This is a genomic window from Pedobacter sp. AC190, from assembly GCF_979258025.1.
In genome coordinates this window covers 2,473,298-2,497,420 of sequence record NZ_OZ409824.1, presented here as the reverse complement: position 1 = coordinate 2,497,420, position 24,123 = coordinate 2,473,298, and the positions used below count along the sequence as shown (strand labels likewise).

Here is a 24,123-nt window from a genome sequence, read left to right as displayed (position 1 = left end):
GTTACAAAGTTAGGTTAAAGTTCATCCTTTACATCAAACTTTATACAATGCTTTTAAATTTTATTAATTTTGGCTCGATATAATTTAATAATGAAGAATTTATACAAAACAAAGATATTATTACCAGCTATTGCATTATCGGCAACACTGTTTTCAGCATGTAACAATGCTAATCCCCCAGCAGGCGACAAAGCGGCAGTTGTTATCCAAAAAGATAGTTTAACTGAATATGTTGCACAACGCCTACCCATTTACGAACGCGTAAAATTAACAACCAATATTAATCAGCTTAGTGTAAACGACCGTAAGGTTTTGCCTCTTTTAATTCAAGCGGCAGAAATTATGGATGAATTATACTGGAAACAAGCTTATCCGCAACGCGATAGTTTACTGGCAACCATTAAGGATGAAAAAACGAGAGATTTCGTTAACATTAATTATGGCCCATGGGATAGATTAAATAACGACAAACCTTTTGTTGCAGGAGTTGGGGTTAAACCTGAAGGTGCATCATTTTATCCTTATGGCATAACTAAGGAAGAAATTGAAAAATCGACACTGTCTGACAAATTTGGTGCTTATTCGGTAATTAAAAAAGACAGCACTGGAAAATTAAGCACAGTACCTTATCATGTTTTATTTGCTGCTGAGTTACAAAAAGCATCATCATTATTAAAACAAGCAGCTTTAATAGCAGAAGACGCTGGTTTAAAAAAGTACCTAAACCTACGAGCTGATGCATTGGTATCGGATAATTTTACCGCAAGCGATTATGCCTGGTTAGATATGAAAACCAATGGGCTGGACATTATTATCGGCCCCATTGAAAACTACGAAGACAAACTTTTCAATGCCCGCACAAGCTATGAGTCTTACGTTTTAATTAAGGATGCAGCATGGAGCAAGCGTTTGGCAAAATATGTAAAAATGCTTCCAGAATTACAGAAAAACTTACCTGTTGCTGCAAAATACAAAGCAGAAACACCAGGTACCGATTCTGAACTAAATGCTTATGATGTTGTTTATTACGCAGGAGATTGTAACGCTGGATCTAAAACCATTGCGGTTAATTTACCAAACGACGAGAAAATTCAACAAGAAAAAGGAACCCGCCGCTCTCAGCTTAAAAATGCAATGCAAGCAAAATTCGAGAAAATTTTAATGCCAATTTCTAAAGAGTTAATTGATGCGGAGCAACAAAAATATATCAAGTTTGATGCGTTTTTTGCAAACGTAATGTTTCATGAAGTTGCCCACGGATTAGGGATTAAAAAAACCATAACAGGAAAAGGCTTTGTTCGTGCCGCTTTGAAAGAGCAATACAGCTGGCTTGAAGAGGGCAAAGCTGATATTTTAGGCTTATATATGGTGACAGGTTTACTTAAAAAGGGCGAACTACAAGGTGATATTAAAGAGTATTACACTACTTTTATGGCTGGCATTTTACGCTCAGTTCGCTTTGGGGCATCAGAAGCGCATGGAAAGGCTAATATGCAATGCTTTAATTACTTTAAAGAAAAAGGTGCATTTGAACGTACACCACAAGGAACTTACAAGGTAAATTTCGATAAATTTGCTTCTACCATGAATGATTTAAGTGCATTTATCATTACCCTGCAGGGAAATGGCGATAAAATAGCTGTAGAAAAAGCCCAAAAAGAAAAAGCTAATATCTCTTCAGAATTACAAAAAGATTTAGATCGGTTAACCAGAAAAAACATTCCTGTTGACCTTGTTTTTGAGCAAGGTGTAGATGTTCTTGGCGTGAAATAATTTTAAAATTCGATATTTTGAGAAGGTTTGTAATGCAAAATGCTTACAAACCTTTTTTTATGGGTAGAATTTTTATTTAATAAGCCTGACAGCAGCGGAAATACTTTTTTTTTGCAACCACTGAATTGAATACCGCACGGAAAGATGGTGTAGACCATTTAATACTCCGCATTACCGAAGCCTAAAAAGATTGGAGCAAATGGCAGGGCTACATTAGCCATAACCTACCAACATTCACTTTCAAATTATGATTACATTAATGTTTTTATTCTTTTTTTGAAAACCTTGTAACCTTTTAAAAAAACGGTCGTCTTATTAATAACTAAACCACGGAAACCGTTCGTTTTCGTGCTAAACTTTAAAACAGGAAGGTAAAATTCTGGAAAACGTATGCACATACGTTATAGAAATCGTTTTGCCTAAATTTTTTAAATTATTAAAACCTAAAACCAATGAAAACTATCTACAAAATATCGTTATTAATAATCGCCACTTTTTCTTCGGGTTATCTCTTTGCGCAAACATCGTCGAAGGCAAACATTACAGGGACTATACTGGATGAGAACAAAAAACCTGCAGATTATGCAACTGTTGTTCTTTATAAGGCTGCAGACTCTAGCATAGTAAAAACTGGCTTTACAGATCCGAACGGTGCTTTTGGCTTTACGGTACCAACCAAAGGAAATTATTTCTATAAGGCCAGCAACATGGGCTATAAAACTTTAAAAAGTAAAGTTATTACCCTTGCTGAAGATAATCAGAAAGTAGATTTCGGTTCGGCGCAGTTGGTTTCTACAAGTCAGAATTTAAAAGAAGTTACCATTGCAGTAACTAAACCATTAATCGAAAGAAAGATGGATAAAGTTGTAATGAATGTTTCGAGTAGTGCGGTGATGACAGGCTCCAATGCACTCGAAGTTTTACAAAAAGCTCCAGGTGTTTCAGTCGATCAGAATGATAATATTTCTATGCAGGGAAAGCAAGGCGTATTGATTCAATTGGATGGAAAACAAACTTATATGAGTAGCGCTGATGTGGCAAATTTGTTGCGTAACATGCAAAGTTCTGAAATTGAAACGATTGAATTAATTACCAATCCATCTTCAAAATACGATGCATCTGGCAACTCAGGCATAATTAATATTAAAACTAAGAAAAGTAAAGCAGGCGGTACAAACGGAAGTGTAAATGCAACCGCTGGATATGGCAAAAACTTTAGAGGTAATGCAGGATTAAATCTTAACCATAGAACAGAGAAGTTAAACATTTTTGGAAATTATAATTATGGTAGAACCAAACGCGAAAATACAATTGCTATCGACAGGATCTCGAACGGTACACCCGATACTTATTTTATGCAAGAAGGTTTAAGTAATAGAAAACAACAAAACAATAACTTTAAAGCAGGTTTAGACTATTTTATCGATAAGAAAAACACAATCGGTGTGTTAGTAAATGGTTACTTCAACAACGGGACAGAATTTGCTACAAATAACACGTTAATTGGCCCGTCTTTCCAAACAACAGATTCTACGTTAAGATCTACTAGTTTGCAAACCAATAAGTATAACAATATTGCTTATAACCTAAATTATAAGTCGATTTTGGATACTGCTGGTTCGGAAATTTCTGCAGATTTCGATTATTCAAAATATAGTGGCAATGATGGCTCTGATTACACAAACGACTATATGTTTGCAAATGGAAATAGAATTCGTCCGATTAGTTATACTAGAAATAATACACCTTCGAAAATTGATATTAAAGCATTTAAAGTAGATTACAATGTTGCTTTAAGCAAAACGGTAAAGCTTGAAGCTGGATTAAAAAGTAGCTGGGTAAAAACAGATAACGATTTGCAGGCAGAAGAACTTATAAACAATAACTGGCAAAATGATGTTCGCAGAAGCAACCAGTTTGTTTACGATGAAAATGTAAATGCCGCTTATACAAATATTAATAAACAGTTTAAAAATACCAGTATTCAACTTGGTTTAAGAGTAGAGCAAACCAACTCGAAAGGAAATTTAATTACAACAAATACAATTGTAGAAAGAAGTTATTGGGATTTCTTTCCAACGCTATTTGTTCAACAGACACTTTCAAAAAACAACCAGTTAGGTTTTTCGTACAGCCGAAGAATTGACCGCCCGAGTTACGATGCCTTAAATCCTTTCATTTACTACTTAGACCAGTACACCTACAATCAAGGTAATCCGTTTCTAAAGCCTCAATACACTAACAATTTTGAGTTGAGTTATACCTTAATGCAAAAGTATATGTTATCGGTAGGTTACAGCAGAACAACTGATGTAATTACCGAAGTTCTGTTACCAAACGAGGCTCAAAAAGCGTTATACCAAACCAATGAAAATCTTGCGAAAAACATCAGTTATAATGCTAATTTGAATATTCCAGTTAAGGTTGCAAAATGGTGGTCGATGAACAATAATTTAAATGTTTTCTACTTGAGTTTCGAGGCACCGAATTTAGCTGGTCAGGCATTGAAAACAGGTAAAACATCATTTCAATTTAAATCGCAACAAAGTTTTACCATAGTTAGTGGGTTAACAGCAGAGTTAAATGGCAGCTACGAATCACCATTAGATTATGGCACGTTAAAACTAAAAGAAAGATATTCTATTGATGCTGGTTTGAGTAAATCTTTAATGAATAAAAAAGCAAGTTTAAAGCTGGCTTTATCAGATATATTTAACACGTACAAAAATAATCTATCGAGTGGTTATCCTGGTTTAAAATATGAGGTTCGCCAGAAAAACGAAAGCCAGATTGGCAGAATAAGTTTCACTTATCGTTTTGGTAAAAATGAGATAAAACCCGCCCGTCGTCGCTCTACAGGTACAGAATCTGAACAAGGAAGGATGAAAAACTAAATTACAAATCCTTTGAAAAGCAAAAGCCTGGCTACGAATATCGTTAGTCGGGCTTTTTGCTTAATCTTTTAAATTATTCTGTCATGCTGAGGCACGAAGCATCTGTTTCATCGGTTGCAGATTCTTCGTACCTCAGAATGACAATGTGAACGAAGCCGCTTCTAATTTAAAAGGATATCGCTTCAATCCCGTTTATAAACAAAATTTCCTGCTACTATTAACAGTTGCAAATTGGCAATCTATTTTTTATAATTACTTTAGTTTGAAACATCTAAACTCTCAATCTCATTAAACAATTACTTTTCATTATTCTACTATTATCTTCATGCAAAACCTATTCTCAATTTGATATAAATGGCAGTTTTGAGAATCTTGATAAAAACAGGGAACCAAAAGGTTGGTTAGTTAAATTTAGTGAAGCACAAAATAAAGCTTACCAAATTTCTTTAGATAGCACCATAAAACAGCATGAAAAATATAGCATCTTACTCGAAAAGAAAGGCTCCCAATCTTCTTTTGGTGTAATAACCCATCCCATAACACAAGTTTTCGAAGGCAGAACGATAGAATTAAAAGCATATTTAAAAACCGAAGGCGTGTCAACAGGTTACGCTGGCTTATATATGCGGATTGATGATGAAAATTCTAAAATGATAGCCTTTGATAATATGGGCACCAGAGGTGTAAAAGGAACTACTGACTGGAAACAATATTCTATAAAACTTGATTATAATAGCGAAGAAGTTAAAACGCTCTACATCGGCGGACTTCTTTCGGGAGATGGAAAAGCCTGGTTTGATAATTTTGAAATTTTTATTGATGGTATACCAATTACCAGCAACGAATTAAAAAAATTAGCATTAGCAAAGGCAAAAACCGACACCGCTTTTATAAATAGCTCAAAAATAAAAGACTTTAAACTTGATGATCAAACCACTAACAATTTAATAGCAACTGGTCAATTTTGGGGGTTTCTAAAATACCATCATCCAGCTATTGCCAAAGGAGATTACAATTGGGATGCCGAGCTGTTCAGATTGCTGCCAACCGTAATTAATGCAAAGAATAATTCTGAACTGAGTTTGGCATTGGAAAAATTTTTAGACAAATTGCCAAAGCCTGAATTATGTAAGGATTGTAAAACGATTGCGAACGAATCTTACGAAATTAAACCAGACTATGGCTTATTGTTTGATAAAAAAATTTTCAGAGCCTCCCTTTTAGAAAAATTAGAATACATCAAAGAGAATAGAAATACAGGTAGAAATTATTATGTCATAATGAATCCAAGCACATCTAACCCCATTTTTAAAAATGAGAATCCATATTTAAAAATGAGTTATTCAGATGTTGGTTACCGCATATTAGCACTTTATCGCTACTGGGCGATGATTAATTATTTTTTCCCATACAAGGATGCTATTGGCCAGGATTGGAACAATGTTTTAAAAAAATCATTACCAGAGTTTGTTGATGTAAAAAATGAGTTAGATTATTCTAAAGCTGTCTTAAAACTAATTGCATCGGTAAACGATACACATGCAAATCTTTGGAGTGGAAGTAAAGCGCTAAACCAATTTAAAGGAAAATATGGCGCTCCGCTTCAAGCTAAATTTATTGAGCAAAAATTAGTTATAACAGCATTGCATACCGATACGCTTGATGTTAAGGGCAAACTAAAAGTTGGGGATATAATTACATCCATACAAAACAAAGATGTCGCTGAACTTATAAAAGAATATTTACCATTAACGGCAGCATCAAATTACGATACACAACTTCGGGATCTACCTAATAATTACTTACTCAGAAGTAACGAAAACAGCTTAAAAATCAAAGTCGAGCGAGATGGCAAAAGCTTTGAATATGATCTGCCAATGGGTAAATTAATGCAGGTTTATAAAGATCCAGATTTCGAAAAGGCAGAAGCCTTTAGGTTAATAAATGAAAACATAGGGTACGTGTTTCCAGGAAAATATAAAAATGCTAAGTTGCGCGAAATTATTAAACTTTTTGCCAACACTAAGGGCATCATAATCGATATGCGTTGTTATCCATCTGATTTTATGCCTTTTACTTTTGGCAACTACATCAAAAGCGCTTCAACACCATTTGTAAAATTTAGTATCGGGAACCCAGCATATCCTGGCGCTTTTAAATTTAGCAATGCGATAAACAATGGCGAGATGAATCATGATAATTATAAGGGAAAAGTTGTAATTATTGTTAATTCAACTTCGCAAAGCCAGGCTGAATATACAACAATGGCATTTCAAAGTTCGCCAAACGTTAAGGTTATAGGTAGTAAAACAGCTGGGGCTGATGGAGATGTATCTCCAATAGTTTTACCTGGAGGATTAAGAACAATGATATCAGGGATTGGCGTTTTTTATCCTGATGGGAAACCAACACAAAGGGTTGGTGTAAGGATTGATGAGGTAATTTACCCAACAATTAATGGGATAAAAGAAGGAAAAGATGAGTTGCTCGAAAAAGCTATCGAAACGTTAAACAAAGGATGGTAGCAATCATTTAAATTAAAAAGGGCGATATTTCATGAGGCACTAAAAACTATCACTAATATTTGCAGGCTTTGTGTTTATTTCAAACATATAATTTTAATCTTTCTCTAAAAAATTTTGGAGGTTTAGTTGCTAAATAGTCTTTGGCGAGCTGTGCTCGCTCTTCTTTATTAGCTTTGCTATAAGCCAATTCAAATGAATTTGATGTGATTAATGCATTTACGTATTTATCGTTTAAATACTTGACCCTTTCAGCGAATGAGAGTTGTATGTCGGCTTTTTCTTCAAGGAAAAGTTCAACATTCTTAACAATGGGATTAAAGCTCTCGAAATATGAATTTTCTTTTTGAGCAAATATTAAGACATACCAAAGCAAAACTACATGTTTTTTAGCGAAGCTATCATCCTGTGTATTTAGAAATGCTTCTGCATAAGGTATTATTTCAATCTTGCGGCCTAAGTTATCACTGGTAGCTACAGCCCTGGAAATAACACCCCAATAACTAGCTGTTTCTGGTGGATTCTCTTTTAACAATCTTAAATCTATATCAAAGGATTTTTCGAAAAAACCAGTATGCTTATAAATCATACTCATTAGGCTTTCACATTCAAATCGAACTCTTACATATTCTCCTTTTCCTTCATATTGTTTATAGAATGTATGGAGCTCATCTATCCAGATCAAAGAAGATAGATTGGAAGCTACTTTTAAAAGTAGTTTTTCGAATTCAGGCATCCAATACGGAATCTCTTTCATGTTTAGTTGACTAATTTGAGTTTGTTAATCAAATATCTTAAAACTAAATATCGTCATTTAAATTAAAAAGGGCGGTGTTTCCATCGCCCTTAAATTCTTTACTATTTAATTCGTTCAATAAAAGATATGCTGAATCCACTAAAACAATCATCTGCACAATTTTTGGGCACATAGCCACAGCTTGATATCATTCCATTATTTTTGGATCCAAAACTTACTTCGGCATCAGCCCTTTTTATTAATAATTCAGTTTTTGCCTTCTCGTAAATTTCATCAAGCGTTAAAATTGCACCATAATTTTTATGACTATATAGCAATTGCCCATTCTCCACCCAATCTTCATGTATCGTGATGACATTGCCTGGTTGTTTAACCGTTTTAGAAATATATTCCCGCTGTACAACTTTACCATCTTTTACCGTAATTGTAGTTTGTGTAGAGGAGCCTGACCATGAATTGGTAACCAGTTGATACTTATAATTATTGCTGGCCGAAGCTTTAAAATCAAGCCAGGTTTTAAAGCTTTTATCAAAATCCTTTTGAAACTCAATTGCTTCCTTTTTACAGCCACTTATTGCAAAAACTAGCAATAATACTAATACAGTAAGATTTCTTTTCATAGTTGTTTTTTTTTAATGAAAACGTGAATTTTCAGCTAAACGCTACAAAAGAAATTTTAGGTCAAATCCCAACCTCCTAAAATCAAAAAGGGCGATGTTTCCATCGCCCTTTGCTATTATTTACTCAAGTACATTGATTTATCTTTGTAAAGCTTGCGGAAATAAGGATCTTCTAAATCTTTGATGAAACGAATGGCCTCACCAGTCGATTTCATTTCAGGACCTAATTCCTTTGCAACCTCAGGGAATTTCTCGTAAGAGAAAACAGGTTCTTTAATTGCGTATCCTTTTAACTTACGTTCGATAGTAAAATCTTTCAACTTCGCTACACCTAACATAATTTTTGCAGCGATATTAATATAAGGAACATCGTAAGCTTTAGCGATAAAGGGAACGGTACGGGAAGCTCTTGGATTTGCTTCAATCACGTAAACTTTCTCGTCTTTAATGGCAAACTGAATGTTTAACAAACCACGTACATCTAAAGCCTTTGCAATTTTAATAGAGTATTCCTCCATCGATTTGGTAACAGATTCTGGTAAGCTAAATGTTGGCAAAACTGCGAAGGAATCTCCTGAGTGGATACCTGCAGGTTCAATGTGTTCCATCATACCTACAATGTGAACATCATCACCGTCAGAAATCGAATCCGATTCTGCTTCTTCTGCTCGATCTAAAAAGTGATCGATTAACACACGGTTACCTGGCAAATCGCCCAATAATTTAACTACAGCTTTTTCAAGGTCTTCATCGTTAATTACGATACTCATGCCTTGTCCGCCTAATACATAACTCGGACGAACCAATACTGGATAACCCACTTCGTTTGCTACAACAATTGCTTCTTCAGCATTTTCTGCAACACCATAACGAGGATAAGGAATATCCAATTCTTTTAACAAATCAGAGAAACGGCCACGATCCTCAGCGATATCCATATTTTCGAAAGAAGTACCGATAATTTTGATACCATGCTCTGTTAATTTTTCAGCCATTTTTAAAGCGGTTTGACCACCTAACTGAACAATAACACCCATTGGTTTTTCTAACTCGATAATTTCGCGTACATGTTCCCAGAAAACTGGCTCAAAGTAAAGTTTATCGGCCATATTAAAATCGGTAGAAACCGTTTCAGGATTACAGTTAACCATAATCGCTTCAATACCCGATTCTTTAGCTGCCAACAAGCCATGTACACAAGAGTAGTCGAACTCAATACCTTGACCAATACGGTTTGGACCAGAACCTAAAACAATTACTTTTTTTCTATCTGAAGAAATAGATTCGTTTTCTTCATCAAATGATGAGTAGTAATAAGGTGTTTTCGCTGGGAACTCCGCAGCGCAGGTATCAACCATTTTATATACCCGGTTTATGCCTAAAGCTTTACGCCTGTCGTAAACCTCATCCTCAGTAACATTTCCCAATAACCAGGCAATTTGAATATCAGAGAAACCTTTTTGTTTCAACGTGAAGAAGAAATCCTGAGGGATGTTGTTTAATGAATATCTTTTTAACTCAACTTCTAAAGCTACAAGATCCTGAATTTGATTTAAGAACCATTTATCAATTTTAGTAACCTTACGGATCGATTCCAAAGGCACACCCATTGTCATGGCATCTTTTATTAAGAATAAACGGTTCCATGAAGCATGCTCCAAACCATCCATAATTTCTTCTATGTTGCGAACTTGTCTGCCATCTGCACCTAATCCTGATCGACCAATTTCCAAACTCTGACAAGCTTTTTGCAAAGCCTCGATGAACGTACGGCCAATGGCCATTACTTCACCCACCGATTTCATTTGTAAACCTAATTCTTTATTAGCGCCTTTAAATTTATCAAAATTCCAACGAGGGATTTTAACGATAACGTAATCTAAAGTAGGTTCGAAATATGCTGAAGTTGTTTTAGTAATCTGATTTTCAATTTCATCTAAGTTGTAACCAATTGCCAATTTAGCCGCAATTTTTGCGATTGGATAACCAGTTGCCTTACTTGCTAACGCTGATGAACGCGAAACACGTGGGTTAATTTCGATGGCAATAATATCATCATTGGCAGGATTAACCGAAAACTGAACGTTACAACCACCCGCAAAAGTACCGATGGCACGCATCATTTTAATCGCCTGGTTACGCATTTCCTGATAACAACGATCAGATAATGTCATCGCAGGTGCAACCGTAATCGAATCTCCTGTGTGGATACCCATTGGATCGAAGTTTTCGATTGAACAGATAATGATTACGTTATCATTACTATCTCTCAATAACTCCAATTCATATTCTTTCCAGCCCAAAACAGCTTGTTCTACTAAAACTTCATGCGTTGGCGAAGCTTCTAAACCGCGTTTAAGTGCGGCATCAAATTCTTCCTTTTTGTGCACAAAACCGCCACCAGAACCACCTAAAGTGTACGATGGACGAATTACCAATGGAAAACCGATTTCTTGAGCAGCTTCTTTACCTTCTAAAAAGGAGTTGGCAATTTTAGAAGGCGCTACACCAACACCTATATCAACCATTAACTGGCGGAAAGATTCACGATTTTCAGTTTTCTCGATTGCATCAACATCAACACCGATTACTTTAACGCCATATTTTTCCCAAATTCCACGTTCCGAAGCTTCTACACATAGATTTAATGCAGTTTGGCCACCCATAGTTGGCAATACCGCGTCAATTCTAGGTAAATCAGCAGAGTCTATATGCTCTTGAAGAATAGCTTCAATTGAATCAACAGTTAAAGGATGAAGATAAACATGATCACCAATAACTTTATCCGTCATAATTGTTGCCGGATTAGAGTTGATAATTGAAACGGTAATACCTTCTTCTTTTAAAGAAAGTGCCGCTTGCGAACCTGCATAATCAAATTCGCAGGCTTGGCCAATAATAATTGGGCCTGATCCGATAATTAGTACTGAGCGTATGGAAGTGTCTTTAGGCATGATAAAGCTTAAACAATAATTAAAATTCTAAAGTTTTGTAACCCTTACGGGTGAAGAAGCAAGAAGGTTTTTTGCTTTTTTGAAGAAAATCCCAACTGTTCTGTCGGGATGCAAAGATACATCTTTAGATGTATTTTAAGCTGCTTTTTTTAAAATAAAAAAGAGCGTCTAACGAGCGCTCTTTTTAGTTTTTTCTTTTGCTTAAACCGTTATTGTTGCAATTTAATTTCGCCTAAATCTGTTGTAGAACTATCTTTTACTGCAACGTTTTCTATTGTCGCATCTTTATAGGGAGCATTACCTTTAATCCAAACTTTATAAACGCCTTCTTTAAGGTTAACAAATGTGAAAGCTCCTTTACTAATTTCAGCTCTCAAAGTATCGGTACCTGCAACCAATGCAACCTGAGCTACACCTTCTGGCGGTGTAATTTTTCCAGTAATACCACCAAGCCTTATTTTGGTAAACCCAAAAACAACAAGCGTTAATATCATCATTGTGGCCATAATTAAATTCAATTTTTTCATAGCGATAAATATTTATTAGGGATAAATTAATTGTTATTACTGAAAAAGTTAAATAGTGTTAAAGTGTAAACGATAACTGGCACAAAAAGTTTCAAAAACTGAACAATTATATAAACACTGTATATTTACTTGAACAAAATTGAATACATACTAAATCCATTTAGTTGTATATTGTTAAAGCTTTTAAGCAAAAAGCCAGTCTGATTTTCGATACAAGTCATGTTTACGTCACGAAACTGTTATTGTCTGATATTTGGCAATAATGTTGTAATAACGAGTATGTATTTACGTTTTGTAAATACTTTAGTTAGATCTAAAGCTTCCTCGCGGAGTAGTTAACCGCAATGAGGATTTCTTCATAAATAGTTTGTTTGGTTTATTATCCGGTTAGAGGAGCCCTCCTCAACCGGATTTTTTCTTTAATTTTGTTTATCTTTTTAAGTGATAGGGCAATTTGTTTCTATTGTCTAACCCACTTTGAATTACCATATTTTGAATAAATTAATAAAAAAAATAGCCATAGTTGGCCCAGAGAGTACAGGAAAATCTACTTTATCCCTACTATTAGCTAAGCATTACAATGTTTCGTGGGTGCCAGAGTATGCTCGTTATTATTGTGCAAATTTAACGGCCCCTTATACCTTACAAGATGAGGTAAATATGTATTACGGCCAAATATCGCTTGAAGATGCTGTTTTAACGATTGCGAAGGATGATTTCGTGATCTGTGACACCACATTTATTACGGTTAAAATCTGGAGCGATGAGGTTTTAGGCGTAACACCAGAAGTTGTTTTAGGAGCACTGCAGCAAAGAACCTATGATTTATATTTACTCATGGATATAGATTTGCCATGGCAAGACGATCCTTTAAGAGATTTCCCTAACCAAAGAGAATATTTTATGGAGGTTTGGCACAAAGAATTAAAGGCCCTTAACGCAACCTACAAAGTTGTAGGCGGAGTTGCCGATGAGCGAGTTAAAAATGCAATCGATGTAATTGATGCTTTTTTAAAAATTCCCTAAAAAGCAGAGAATCCCGATTTCAAAAATTGAGTTGAAAAACAATCTCCATTACTTCGCTCCTTATACAATACCATAGCGTTTTCTAAAAAACAATATAAACTAAATTGAAATCCAGATCTAAGGTCGGTCGCTCTAGCTTGCAAATCCTCTTCTTTCGACCATATTCACAATACGTTTTGCATATAGTCTGCTGTTAACATGCGTATGTTTTGTGTATGTTCCGTTAACTAATAATTCTGATTTGAGACGCATTTGATTCGGAGTTGGTTCGGATGTGTGACAATTCTACCCGAATAAACTGCGGTCTAATTACGATATAAATTCATCAAAAAGGTAACGCTGTTGTAAGTCTTGAGTTGCCCTCTTATACACGAAAACAACAGCCTGTATAGTAAAGTCAAATCATAGAATAAAAAGATAAATTTTTCTTTTGAATATATTTTCTACATTTGTCGCATCATTAGGGGTGCCTTGTTTGTTATAAACACAAAAACGGGCTGAGATCATACCCATTTTAAGTAGAAAGTGAAAAGTAGAAAGTGAAAAGTTTGGATCATGCAAACTTTCAACTTTTAACCCTCAACTTTTAACTTGAATGCACCTGATCCGGGTAATGCCGGCGTAGGGATTGGAGTTATGGAAGTTTAACTGAAATCGGGAGTACCCCTATTTCCGATGGGTTTAACTAAAACAATTAAAAATTGAAAAAATTACTTTTTGCAGTTATCGCTGCAATGCTGCCATTCTTTGCTTTGGCCCAAATTTCTGTTACTGGAAAAGTTACAGATAACAATCAAAAAGCCTTACCTGGCGCAACCATTCGGTTAAAAAATTTAAAAACTGCAGTACTTAGCGACGCTGAAGGAAACTTTAGTTTAAGCAATCTTAACGCTGGAAAGTACGTTATCAATGTAAGTTATTTAGGTTACAAATCGATTGAGAAATCGATTGAACTTAGCCAAAATCAAGCGCTAAATTTTAGCCTCGCTCCACAAAATTTCTTAGCAGATGAAGTTGTGGTTAGGGCAACAAGAGCTAATGAAAAATCGGCCACTACATACAAAAATGTAAGTAAGGAGGAGATTCAACAAAATAACTTCGGGCAAGATTTACCCTTTATTTTGCAGAATACCCCTGGAGTTGTGGTTAACTCGGATGCTGGTGCTGGTGTAGGTTACACTGGAATTCGTATCCGCGGGAGCGACAATAGCCGTATAAATGTAACGGTAAATGGAATCCCGATGAATGACAGCGAGAGTCAGGGTACTTTTTATGTTAACATGCCTGATTTCGCTTCGTCGGTTGATAATATTCAGATTCAGCGTGGCGTTGGTACTTCTACAAATGGCGCTGGCGCTTTTGGCGCAAGTTTAAATATTCAAACAACTGCCAGCGAGTTAGAACCCTATGCAGAAGTAAACAGCACTTATGGCAGCTTCGATACCTGGAAAAACACAATAAAAGTTGGAACAGGTTTAATTAACAATCGCTTTAGTTTTGATGGTCGCCTATCAAGAATTAGCTCTGATGGTTATGTTGACAGAGGTTCCTCGTTATTGAAATCGTATTTCCTTTCTGGTGCTTATCATGGCAATAAGGATTTGCTGCGCTTAAATGTATTTGCGGGAACGGAAAAAACCTACCAATCCTGGAACGGTATTCCTGAATCAAGATTAACAAACGATGTTGCGGGTATGCAGGCATATATAGACAGGAATGCGCTGAATGCAGAAGATGCGGCCAATTTGCTTAACTCTGGCAGAACTTATAACAGTTTCTTATATAACAATCAAACGGATAATTATACTCAAAGTCATTATCAGCTACTATACGCCCGACAGTTTTCTGATCAATTCTCTTTTAATGGCGCTTTACATTACACACAAGGTGCTGGGTATTACGAGGAATACAGGGTAAATAATAAGCTAAGCGATTATGGCTTAAACCCAGTAGTTATTGGTGGCTCAACCATTACAAGAACAGATTTGATTCGTCGCCGATGGTTAGATAATGATTTTTATGGCGTTACCTATGCGTTTAATTATGTACCTGAAAAGAATTTGAATTTTACTTTAGGTGGCGCTTATAACGAATATAAAGGCGCTCACTTTGGTCAAATTATCTGGGCTCAATATGCTTCAAACGGAAATATAGATAGACATTATTACGATAATGATGGATTTAAAACAGATTTTAACACCTATGGTAAGATAAATTACAGCCCTGTTGAAGCCTTAAGTTTATTTGCCGATTTGCAATACCGCCGTGTTTATTATGATATTGCCGGAACAGAGAATAAGTTAAATACTTTAGCGATTAATGAAACACTCAACTTCTTCAATCCAAAGTTTGGCGCAACCTACTTTATTAATACACAAAGTAATTTATATGCATCTTTTAGTATTGCAAATAAAGAACCTAATCGAAATGATTATACCGATGCGCCTGTTGGCGTTTCGCCGAAACCTGAACGATTAAATGATGTTGAATTAGGTTATCGCTTTAAAAACCAACAGCTAAATATAGGTGCAAATGCTTATGGCATGTTCTATAAAAATCAATTGGTAGAAACTGGAAAAATTAACGATACGGGTGGGAATTTCCGTCAGAATGTTGACAATAGCTATCGTTTAGGAATTGAGTTAGATGGTTCGTACATCATTAGTAAATCTTTTGTTTTAAATGCGAATGCGGCATTGAGCAGAAATAAAATTAAAAACTTTACCGAGTATTATGATGACTATGATAATGGCGGGCAAGTGGTTAACAACTACACGCTAACCAATATTTCATTTTCTCCAAGCGCAGTACTTTTTGGCGAACTCGTTTACAAACCAGCTGCGGGTTTTGCAATTGCTTTACAAAGTAAATATGTAAGCAAGCAATATTTAGATAATACACAAAACAACGATAGAACCATTAATGGTTATTGGGTTAGCAATGCCCGTTTAGGTTACGATTTCAAATTGGCAGGCATTAAAAATATAAACCTAGGTTTCTTGGTAAATAATCTCTTCGATAAAAAATATGAAAGCAATGGCTATACTTATGGTTACCTTTCGGGAGGCAGCAGAACTACAGAAAATTTCTACTATCCTCAGGCTGGAACCAATTTTTTATTAAGTTTAAACGTTAAGTTTTAATAAAGCTAATAGACTAAAGCAGAAAACCTATTTTCAACTGCGAGGCACGGACTTAATCTTTACATGAAACAGATTACTTCGTGCTTCGCAATGCTATTTATGGGTAATTTAGTTTATGTTGGCAATAATTAAATCGACAATACAAAATCCTGGTAATCCTTAAATCTTAAAAAATCCTGGCATGAAATACATAGAAAAGTTCCATTACATCACACATGATATTCCACAGCTTACGCATATTGAGCAAGTACAAAATGCTTGCGAAGCTGGTGCAAAGTGGATACAATATCGTTGTTTAAGTAAACCCGATGATGAGCTTTTAAAAGACATTAATGCCATTGCCGAAATTTGCGACGATTGGGGCACGACGCTCATCGTTACCGATCATATTCATTTAAATGGCAAAGCCGATATTCAAGGTTTTCATATTGAAGACATGAACGCAGATTTTACTGCCTTACGCAAGCAAGTTGGTAATGATATTACTTTAGGCGGCTCGGCAAATACAGTACAAAATCTGATTCGCTTAGCAAAAGAAGGCGCTGATTATACAGGATTTGGCCCATTTTTTACTACGGAAACTAAGCCAAACAATTATCCGCTTTTGAGTATTGAAGACTATACCTTAGCCTTAAGACAGTTAAAAGACTTAAATATTGAGCTCCCCGTTTTAGCCGTTGGTGGCATAAAGATTTATGATGTAGAAGCCTTAATGCAAACAGGAATTTACGGTATTGCAGTTTCTGGAGCTGTAAATTTTGCTGATGACTTTATTGAAGCCTATCAGGATTTTTACGAGGCGGTAAAGAGTTAAAAATTAGAGAAGTAAATTTTTTTTTAGATTTGGAAACACTCAAATCTAAATTATGTCCACATCTTCTCTCGAAAAAGATTTAAACTGGAGTCTATCAAAGAAAATAGCTTTCAGATTTTTTTTCATTCTATTAGTTCTAATTATATTCTTAAACAACAATGGTGCATTTCCCTATGCTAGACAGATTTTTTTCTATCCTACAGAACTATTGCATCAAATAATACCTTGGATAGCGATAAATGTACTCAAACATGAATATAATTTAACCATATTCACAAATGGAAGTGGAGATACAACCTACGATTATATTCTTCTACTTTTGTTTGTTATTTTTTCAGCATTTGGGTGTTTGGTTTGGTCAATATTAGATAGCAAAAGCAAAGACTATAATAAACTCTACTATTGGCTTATCGTATTGGTAAGATTCTATCTTGGTTTTACGCTTATACTTTACGGTTCAGTAAAAGTAATTCAGTTACAGTTTCCACAGCCTTATTTAAACCGCTTAATACAGCCTTTTGGAGATTCCTCTCCAATGGGTTTAGCTTGGACATTTTTAGGTTTCTCAAAAGGCTATAATATCTTTATGGGTATTATTGAAGTATCAGCTATCCTATTACTATTTAAAAGAACAATGGTTGTAGGCGCATTTTTATCATTAGCTGCAAGTGTGCACGTAATGGCTATGAACTACTTCTTCGATATACCCGTAAAAATCCTTTCGACAACACTCGTCTTCATGTGTCTATTTATTTTAGCTCCTAATATGCTGGCGATATACAGGTTCTTCTTAACCAATCAACCTCAAAAAATAACGCTTCTTGAGGTTCCTGCTTTTAGAAAACGCTGGTACATTATTTTGTTTAGAAGCTTCAAATATATAATAATTGTTTGGACAATTGGAATCATGTTCAGCAATGCATTAAAGCAACAATATACCTACGGCTCACTAGCGCCAAAACCTTTTTTATACGGCATATACGATGTTGAAATTGTTAAATTTAAAGGTAATGAAGTGCTTCCACTTACTACCGATAGTACACGCTGGAAAAAAATGATTATTAGTAGAACTGATTATGCTCAGATAAAACTGATGAATGATAGTACATTAAATTTCGCTACAGTATTTGATAGGGGCAAAAAAGAACTTATATTAAATTCAAGAAATAAAGACTTTGAAAAATATACACTGAAATATAGTTTCCCCGATAAAGATCATCTTATTTTCTATGGTAAAAAGAACACAGACTCCATTTACATAAGTTTTAAACGTAAAGATTTGAAAGAATTTAGATTAATTAACCGGGGTTTTCATTGGATTAATGAGTATCCATATAATCGATAAAGTTATACATCATTATAGTTCAATCCATACTCACTTCTTGATACTATTTTTTATCTTCGCAATATGTCTTCACACCATATTGTAAAAGAAAAACAAGAGCCAGCTTTATACATTGATGAGCTTGGAAATTTTAACGAAGAGCTTTTAGGCCAGCTATTAGAATGGAGCCCAACGCTTTTAGTAAATGGCGAAAACTATGATAAAATTATCTCTTTAGGTTTAAAAGTCGATGTTTTAGTAAACGGAAAAGAAACTGATACTCAGGAAGACACCAAGTTTGTTCATGGCCTGGTAGATGATTTAATGGTTGCCATGAATTATCTATATGAAGAGAAATTCCCTGCTGTAAATGTGATCACCTCTAAATTCGATCTAGAAAAATTTGCAGGTTTTGAAGATAAAATTAATCTTGTTGTATTTACCGAGAAGGCAAAACACTATGCCATCAAATCTGGCTTTTCAGTTTGGAAACCTGCTGGAAGTGAATTTTTAATTCACGGCAACAGGTACTTTGAAGTAAACAACCTCATGCAAAACGAGGAAGGTATTTTCGAAGTCGTTAATGATGGATTTGTAGAATTTACTTTTTCTGGTCAACCTATTTTTATTAGTGAACCAATATGATTACCCTTAGAAAAGCCAAAGAAGAAGATTTAGAAATTATCCGTGATATAGCTGCAGGCACCTGGCCTGATGCTTACCTAGACATTATCGGGCAAGCTCAAATCGATTATATGTTAGAGAAAATGTATAACCGTGGTGAGTTACTTAAGCAGCTTATGGACGGGCATATTTTTCTTATCGCAGAAGATAATGAAAATCAATATGGCTTTGCTGGCTATTCGATTATCGGTCATGATGAACGCATTTATAAGTTACATAAACTTTACGTGTTGCCTTCCGCACATGGTAAAGGCGTTGGTAAAATCTTAATAAATGAGGTCTTTAATCAGGTAAAAGATGCTGGAGCTTCGGCATTAGAACTTAACGTTAACAAGCATAATAAAGCAAAAGATTTCTACCTAAAAGGAGGTTTTACAGTTAAAGAATCTGTTAAATTGGATATTGGCGGTGGTTATTTCATGGATGATTATGTAATGGAATATAAATTTTAGAAATAGTAACCCTTTTGCTCTTAGTAAAGAAATATTTTGACGTTGATTCAAACATTTCTTTATCATAACTGCTAAAAATTAATTAAGAAATAAAGCCCTGATTTGAAAACAAATCAGGGCTTTTTATTTATATAGTTTGTGTGTTCACAAAACAAATCGTAGCTGATATTTTATTGCTTCAATTTCGGGATTCTTGTAGGCGTATCAGTTCCGTTTACAATCGAAGTTGCGCTTTTAGCAATCGCTTTAATGGTAGATAAAATATTCTCTACATCCAAAGAACTGTATTCATCCTTAACAGAGTGATAAAGCTTATCGATATCTATTTGATCTGTACTAATTGTATGCGCAGGAACACCTAATGCGGCTAAGGTTGCATTATCACTACGGTAAAATAAATTTTGCTCTGGATATGGATCTGGATGGAAAGTAAACTCTGTACCAGTTAAGTTTTTCTGTAAAATTTTTCCGAAATCAGAACGTTCAAATCCAGTAATAAAGGCTGTATTTTTTCCGAATTTCGAATCTTTGCCAATCATTTCAATATTAAACATGGCTACCACATCATCAGGATTTAATTTTTCAGAGAAGTATCTTGCACCAAAACCACCAATTTCTTCAGCCGTAAAAGCAACAAAAATTAAAGTACGTTCGTTATTTTTTTGTGCTTTATAATATTTCGCCAAGGCAATCATTGCAGTTGTTCCCGATGCATCATCATCTGCACCATTTGCAATACTATCGCCATCAACTGATTTAGTTATACCTAAATGATCGTAATGACCAGAAAATACAACTAGTTCTTTAGCTTTCGATTTACCAGGAATCATGCCTGCAACATTAAATAGAGGCAGTTTTTCAGTTTTGTTTTTTACTTCAACGTTAAATTCTTTTGCATCATTTACACCAAACACAAACACCATCGCATCTTGTGTTGGGCTCTGCATATCCTTTTCATCTAAAATTGCGCCACGACCTCCAAAAGATTTATAACGTTTAAAATCTGCAGCAAATTTTTCATTCACCAAAACGATTTGTTTTTTACCTGCCCGACTTAACGCACGGTATTGTACCGCAAATGTTTTTGTTGTATCTAATTTAATAACTCCATCGCCATTGGTTTGGTTAAAAGTAACCAAAGGTGATTTACCTGTTACCAGAATATTTTCCTGCGCAATAGTTTTGCCATCGATAACCAGTTTAGTTGGTTCGGGACTTAGTTTAATTTTAAAAAAAGTTTGACGGAAAGAATCGGCGCCAGTTAATGGTTTCAAACCAATTTTCTTAAACTCAGATTCGATAAACGTTGCAGCTTTATCTATTCCAGGCGTAAATGTCCCACGGCCTTCCATATCATCAGCACTTAAAGTTTTAATTAAGTGGTCGGTATATTCACGGGTAATTATTTTATCAATATTTTGTGCACTCAGCTGTAAAGTGGCCATTCCAGCAATTGCAACAAGAAAAATTTTCTTCATTTTTTATTTATTTTATCTACTAATTTAGTTTTTTGATTTGATTATTATTTTGTTTTCACCTGAGAATTTAACCAGTTATCTCTGAAATTTTGCATCTCTTTTGTTAAACTTCCTCCAGTTTTTTCAATAGAAATAACCTCAAGTGTTGGATTTTCAGCAAAAGTTAACTTTGTCGATTTTGCTTCTCCGCGATAAGAATAAGTTACTTCTACAACATCGCCAGGTTTATGTGCTTCTGTTAACTTAGTTAACGCAGCTTGGTCTTTTATTTCCACACCATCAATAGTTAACAATACATTATCAACATCTAAACCCGCGTTATAAGCTGGTGTTCCGATTGTTGTTTGCGGTAATGTAACTTTACCATTCTCTACTGTTAAGCGTGTTATGCCTGTATAAGCTTTTCTTGGATTTGCTTTTCTAAGCACAAATCCAGCATTCAGTAATAATTTTGCGTAATCATTCTTCTCCGTTCCATAAATATAACGCTTAAAAAAATCTGCCGCAAAAGCGGGATTCTTTGTTAAAGCGGCTAACGTTTTTTCCAAATCGGAAACGGTGTATGCAATTTCTGGCTTACCATAAGCTTTCCACAAGGCACGCATATAGTCATCAAGGCTAAGTTTAAATTCGCTGCGCAAACGTAAATCTAATGCCAAAGCCGTTGCCGCACCGTAAGTATAGTACGAAAGAAAAATATTGCCTTTGTTTGTTTGATCAATAGCCACACCTGCATCAGCAAAAACAGCATATCTGCTAGATTGTATTGGCGAATAATTTTTAGCCCCTGGCGAATTTAGCACTGCGTTTGCTAAACCATTAAAAGTTTGAGCAGCATTATCTACCGTTTTAAAACCTGCTCTGGTAAGCAACAATGAACCATAATATTGTGTAAAACCCTCAGCAAGCCAAAGCTCATTACTGATGTTAGAATGATTAAAGTTAAAAGGCTCTAAGGTTTTAGGTCTTAACCGTTCAACATTCCAGCTGTGAAAATATTCGTGAGAGAATGTTCCAAGTAGATTAGATTCATATCCTTCAATTTTTGGTGTACGCTGAACAATTGAAGTAGAGTTTCTATGTTCCATCCCATCGCCAGCATTATCTGGATAAACATCGTGAAGGAAATAATAATTTCCATAATCGTAAGTTGGAAATTCGCCCCAAACGGCATAATGCTCATCAACCATTTTCTTGAGCATATTTGCATAATTATCTACTGTTTTTTGTTCATCATTAGAATGTGAAATCAGATGAATGGTTTGCATTTTTCCATCTTTATTTTTTACTTCCCAGCTTGCCGTTTTATAGTTAGCAATTTCAATTGGGCTATCCATAAAATACTGAAAACTTGGGGCATAATAAGTTTCGTTACCCATTGGCTTTAATTGCGTAGCCACTTTCCAGTTTTGTTTATCGTTGTAGTTAAATTTTACCAAACGAGCACGCTCATCCAGTCCAATCGGAAATGCAAACGTTGCAGGGATATTCATGTGTGCATGTGTTTCATCGAAACCCGCGTATGTTCCATCAATCCAGTTACCAAATAACGTATAGGTTATTTTAACGCTTTTACCAGGATTTGGGATTTCGTAAACATCGCCAGCAGATTGATTTAACACCAATACTTTTCCATTACCATCGAAAGCTTTTAGGTTGTAAACATTTTTACCGAATTCGTGGGTTGCATATCGCCCAGGCGAAGAACGGCTCATTCTAACTTTCAAAGTGCCAGCAGGAACATTTGGAATTTGCATACTGATTTCTGCCTCGTGGTGAATGGCATTAGGGAATGAAACATTGTAGCTGATTTCATTTTGGGCAAAAACGCTTAACGATAATAACATTACCGCAGCCGTTCCTAAAATTTTTTTCATAAATCGGGGTTTGACGGGCTTAAATTACAAAAAATGGAAGATGTTTTATGTAAGATGGATGATGGATTCCGCTTTGGGTACCTTAATTCTGCCATTATTCTTTGTCCCAATCGTATTTTTGTAAATCGCGGTAGGCTTTTCCTTTTAAAATCTCTTTTTGTTTAGATGATTCTGAATCAACACGGGTTTCGTGAACATGATCAGCTACTTCCATTCTAAAATCTTTATTCTTTTTTGATTCATAAATATCAGCTTCATCACCATCAGCGGTAACGTAATCGTAAGGGCCACGGGCGCTCATTAGTTTTACAAAAACAGGTAAGCATTCGAAGAAAATAAACAGCAGGCCAATAAAAGTAACCGCAAGCGCCGTATTATTGTCGCTGGTTCCGTTTGCATTAAATTTTAACTGTCCTAAAGCCCAGTTTCGATCGGCAAAGCCAGCAATATTTGCCAAACTATCTAACTGCGGTTTGGTGAAAAGTTTTTCGGTAAAAAGGCCATCAAATTCTTTCCGTTTATCAATAAAAGATTCTGATTTATTGATATTAATTTTCAAACTATCTAACTCAGCTGTTCGTTGTTTTATTTCTTCTTCTTTACGTTTTGCAAAAGGGCCATAACCTAATACGCCTGATGTTTCTGTTGTTTTATTTCCAAAAATTTCAAAGTTAAGCTTCTGCCTATCGGCTTTTATTCCCTTTTCCAACGAATCTCGTGTCGCCTTTTGTTGGTTTAGTCTACCAAATTCTACCTGATATTTATTCTGGAAAGCTTTATTTAAGGTATCAATTTTAGAACGCTGCCCGTTTAAATAACTCACTTTTAAACGTTCCTTAATCTCCTTATCAAAAATTTTCAGCTCTATTGGCCTCGAGATTACAATACCAATCATAATTGCCAATAAAATACGAGGTGTAGCCTGTAAAATTTGTTTATTAGTTGAAGCGCTTTTATTTATACTGGATACAATATATCTATCCATATTAAAAATTGCTGCGCCCCATAAAAAGCCAAAAATTATGGCAAAAACTACAGCCAGATCATCGCCTTTAAAAACGAAATACATGGCGTAGCCACCAGATAAAGCAGCAAACAGACCTGTAAAGAAAATTGTGGCACCAATGCCTGTATATTTATTTTGTTCAGTTGAATATTTTTCCAGTGTCGGGATATGGGCACCAGAACAAAACCAGAAAAATCGGTTCAGTTTGTTCATAAAAGTTATTTACAATTAAACGCCTGAGAATTAAATATGTTACAGTTTTAAGCGAAATA

The 24,123-nt window shown here is 35.1% G+C and carries 16 protein-coding genes; 9 read left to right on the top strand and 7 right to left on the bottom strand.

All coding sequences use genetic code 11. The features are described from left to right. Nucleotides 1-90: 90 nt before the first annotated feature. From ACZZZI_RS10940 to ACZZZI_RS10930, 3 genes are all read left to right on the top strand, one after another. Nucleotides 91-1,773 (top strand): dipeptidyl-peptidase 3 family protein, encoded by a 1,683-nt coding sequence (locus tag ACZZZI_RS10940; RefSeq protein WP_316755110.1) that lies wholly within the window; start codon nt 91-93, stop codon nt 1,771-1,773. A 452-nt stretch (nt 1,774-2,225) separates the two neighbouring features. Beyond that, entirely contained in the window at nt 2,226-4,667 is a 2,442-nt protein-coding gene (locus ACZZZI_RS10935; protein ID WP_463489439.1) for a TonB-dependent receptor domain-containing protein, read from the top strand. 596 nt (nt 4,668-5,263) lie between these two features. Then, on the top strand, nt 5,264-7,192 hold the full coding sequence (locus tag ACZZZI_RS10930; protein WP_463489438.1) for a S41 family peptidase: 1,929 nt from the start codon (nt 5,264-5,266) through the stop codon (nt 7,190-7,192). Nucleotides 7,193-7,271: 79 nt separating this feature from the next. On the opposite strand, the gene ACZZZI_RS10925 is transcribed toward ACZZZI_RS10930, so the two are convergent. The 4 genes from ACZZZI_RS10925 to ACZZZI_RS10910 form a co-directional block, all read right to left on the bottom strand. Further along, nucleotides 7,272-7,946, bottom strand: a complete 675-nt coding sequence (locus ACZZZI_RS10925) for a hypothetical protein (protein WP_463489437.1) — start codon at nt 7,944-7,946, stop codon at nt 7,272-7,274. A gap of 101 nt (nt 7,947-8,047) precedes the next feature. Continuing rightward, nucleotides 8,048-8,566 carry a hypothetical protein gene (locus ACZZZI_RS10920; protein WP_463489436.1) on the bottom strand — a complete coding sequence of 173 codons (519 nt, stop codon included), beginning with the start codon at nt 8,564-8,566 and terminating at the stop codon, nt 8,048-8,050. Nucleotides 8,567-8,682: 116 nt separating this feature from the next. Then, complete coding sequence (gene carB, locus ACZZZI_RS10915) at nt 8,683-11,520, bottom strand: carbamoyl-phosphate synthase large subunit (RefSeq protein WP_344768115.1); 2,838 nt, start codon at nt 11,518-11,520, stop codon at nt 8,683-8,685. A 209-nt stretch (nt 11,521-11,729) separates the two neighbouring features. Then, nucleotides 11,730-12,047, bottom strand: a complete 318-nt coding sequence (locus ACZZZI_RS10910) for a carboxypeptidase regulatory-like domain-containing protein (protein ID WP_316755101.1) — start codon at nt 12,045-12,047, stop codon at nt 11,730-11,732. Between the two features lie 492 nt (nt 12,048-12,539). Between ACZZZI_RS10910 and ACZZZI_RS10905 the strand changes: the two genes are divergently transcribed. The 6 genes from ACZZZI_RS10905 (at nt 12,540) to ACZZZI_RS10880 (ending at nt 19,490) form a co-directional block, all read left to right on the top strand. Next, a complete protein-coding gene (locus ACZZZI_RS10905; protein ID WP_316755099.1) occupies nt 12,540-13,073 on the top strand; it encodes an ATP-binding protein in 534 nt (177 codons plus the stop codon). A gap of 701 nt (nt 13,074-13,774) precedes the next feature. Then, nucleotides 13,775-16,216: a TonB-dependent receptor gene (locus ACZZZI_RS10900; RefSeq protein WP_463489435.1), complete on the top strand. Its 2,442-nt coding sequence runs from the start codon at nt 13,775-13,777 to the stop codon at nt 16,214-16,216. A 181-nt stretch (nt 16,217-16,397) separates the two neighbouring features. Then, entirely contained in the window at nt 16,398-17,030 is a 633-nt protein-coding gene (locus ACZZZI_RS10895; protein WP_344768120.1) for a thiamine phosphate synthase, read from the top strand. Between the two features lie 52 nt (nt 17,031-17,082). Further along, nucleotides 17,083-18,375: a hypothetical protein gene (locus ACZZZI_RS10890; protein ID WP_463489434.1), complete on the top strand. Its 1,293-nt coding sequence runs from the start codon at nt 17,083-17,085 to the stop codon at nt 18,373-18,375. Nucleotides 18,376-18,438: 63 nt separating this feature from the next. Next, nucleotides 18,439-18,999, top strand: coding sequence for a thiamine pyrophosphokinase (locus ACZZZI_RS10885; RefSeq protein ID WP_344768124.1), 561 nt, complete (start codon nt 18,439-18,441; stop codon nt 18,997-18,999). Continuing rightward, nucleotides 18,996-19,490 (top strand): GNAT family N-acetyltransferase, encoded by a 495-nt coding sequence (locus tag ACZZZI_RS10880; protein WP_344768126.1) that lies wholly within the window; start codon nt 18,996-18,998, stop codon nt 19,488-19,490. Before ACZZZI_RS10885 ends, ACZZZI_RS10880 begins: the two co-directional genes overlap by 4 nt. Before the next feature lie 170 nt (nt 19,491-19,660). On the opposite strand, the gene ACZZZI_RS10875 is transcribed toward ACZZZI_RS10880, so the two are convergent. From ACZZZI_RS10875 to ACZZZI_RS10865, 3 genes are all read right to left on the bottom strand, one after another. Further along, entirely contained in the window at nt 19,661-20,968 is a 1,308-nt protein-coding gene (locus ACZZZI_RS10875) for a M20/M25/M40 family metallo-hydrolase (RefSeq protein ID WP_316755088.1), read from the bottom strand. Nucleotides 20,969-21,012: 44 nt separating this feature from the next. Further along, nucleotides 21,013-22,845, bottom strand: a complete 1,833-nt coding sequence (locus ACZZZI_RS10870; protein WP_463489433.1) for a M61 family metallopeptidase — start codon at nt 22,843-22,845, stop codon at nt 21,013-21,015. A gap of 94 nt (nt 22,846-22,939) precedes the next feature. After that, nucleotides 22,940-24,064 (bottom strand): DUF4407 domain-containing protein, encoded by a 1,125-nt coding sequence (locus tag ACZZZI_RS10865; RefSeq protein WP_344768132.1) that lies wholly within the window; start codon nt 24,062-24,064, stop codon nt 22,940-22,942. Between the last annotated feature and the right edge of the window lie 59 nt (nt 24,065-24,123).

Excerpts from the sequence above, each read along its gene's own strand:
- ACZZZI_RS10940 (WP_316755110.1), top strand. The coding sequence starts at position 91 with ATGAAGAATTTATACAAAACAAAGATATTATTACCAGCTATTGCATTA.
- carB (WP_344768115.1), bottom strand. The coding sequence starts at position 11,520 with ATGCCTAAAGACACTTCCATACGCTCAGTACTAATTATCGGATCAGGC.
- ACZZZI_RS10935 (WP_463489439.1), top strand. The coding sequence starts at position 2,226 with ATGAAAACTATCTACAAAATATCGTTATTAATAATCGCCACTTTTTCT.
- ACZZZI_RS10865 (WP_344768132.1), bottom strand. The coding sequence starts at position 24,064 with ATGAACAAACTGAACCGATTTTTCTGGTTTTGTTCTGGTGCCCATATC.
- ACZZZI_RS10890 (WP_463489434.1), top strand. The coding sequence starts at position 17,083 with ATGTCCACATCTTCTCTCGAAAAAGATTTAAACTGGAGTCTATCAAAG.
- ACZZZI_RS10875 (WP_316755088.1), bottom strand. The coding sequence starts at position 20,968 with ATGAAGAAAATTTTTCTTGTTGCAATTGCTGGAATGGCCACTTTACAG.
- ACZZZI_RS10910 (WP_316755101.1), bottom strand. The coding sequence starts at position 12,047 with ATGAAAAAATTGAATTTAATTATGGCCACAATGATGATATTAACGCTT.
- ACZZZI_RS10880 (WP_344768126.1), top strand. The coding sequence starts at position 18,996 with ATGATTACCCTTAGAAAAGCCAAAGAAGAAGATTTAGAAATTATCCGT.
- ACZZZI_RS10895 (WP_344768120.1), top strand. The coding sequence starts at position 16,398 with ATGAAATACATAGAAAAGTTCCATTACATCACACATGATATTCCACAG.
- ACZZZI_RS10920 (WP_463489436.1), bottom strand. The coding sequence starts at position 8,566 with ATGAAAAGAAATCTTACTGTATTAGTATTATTGCTAGTTTTTGCAATA.
- ACZZZI_RS10885 (WP_344768124.1), top strand. The coding sequence starts at position 18,439 with ATGTCTTCACACCATATTGTAAAAGAAAAACAAGAGCCAGCTTTATAC.
- ACZZZI_RS10925 (WP_463489437.1), bottom strand. The coding sequence starts at position 7,946 with ATGAAAGAGATTCCGTATTGGATGCCTGAATTCGAAAAACTACTTTTA.
- ACZZZI_RS10870 (WP_463489433.1), bottom strand. The coding sequence starts at position 22,845 with ATGAAAAAAATTTTAGGAACGGCTGCGGTAATGTTATTATCGTTAAGC.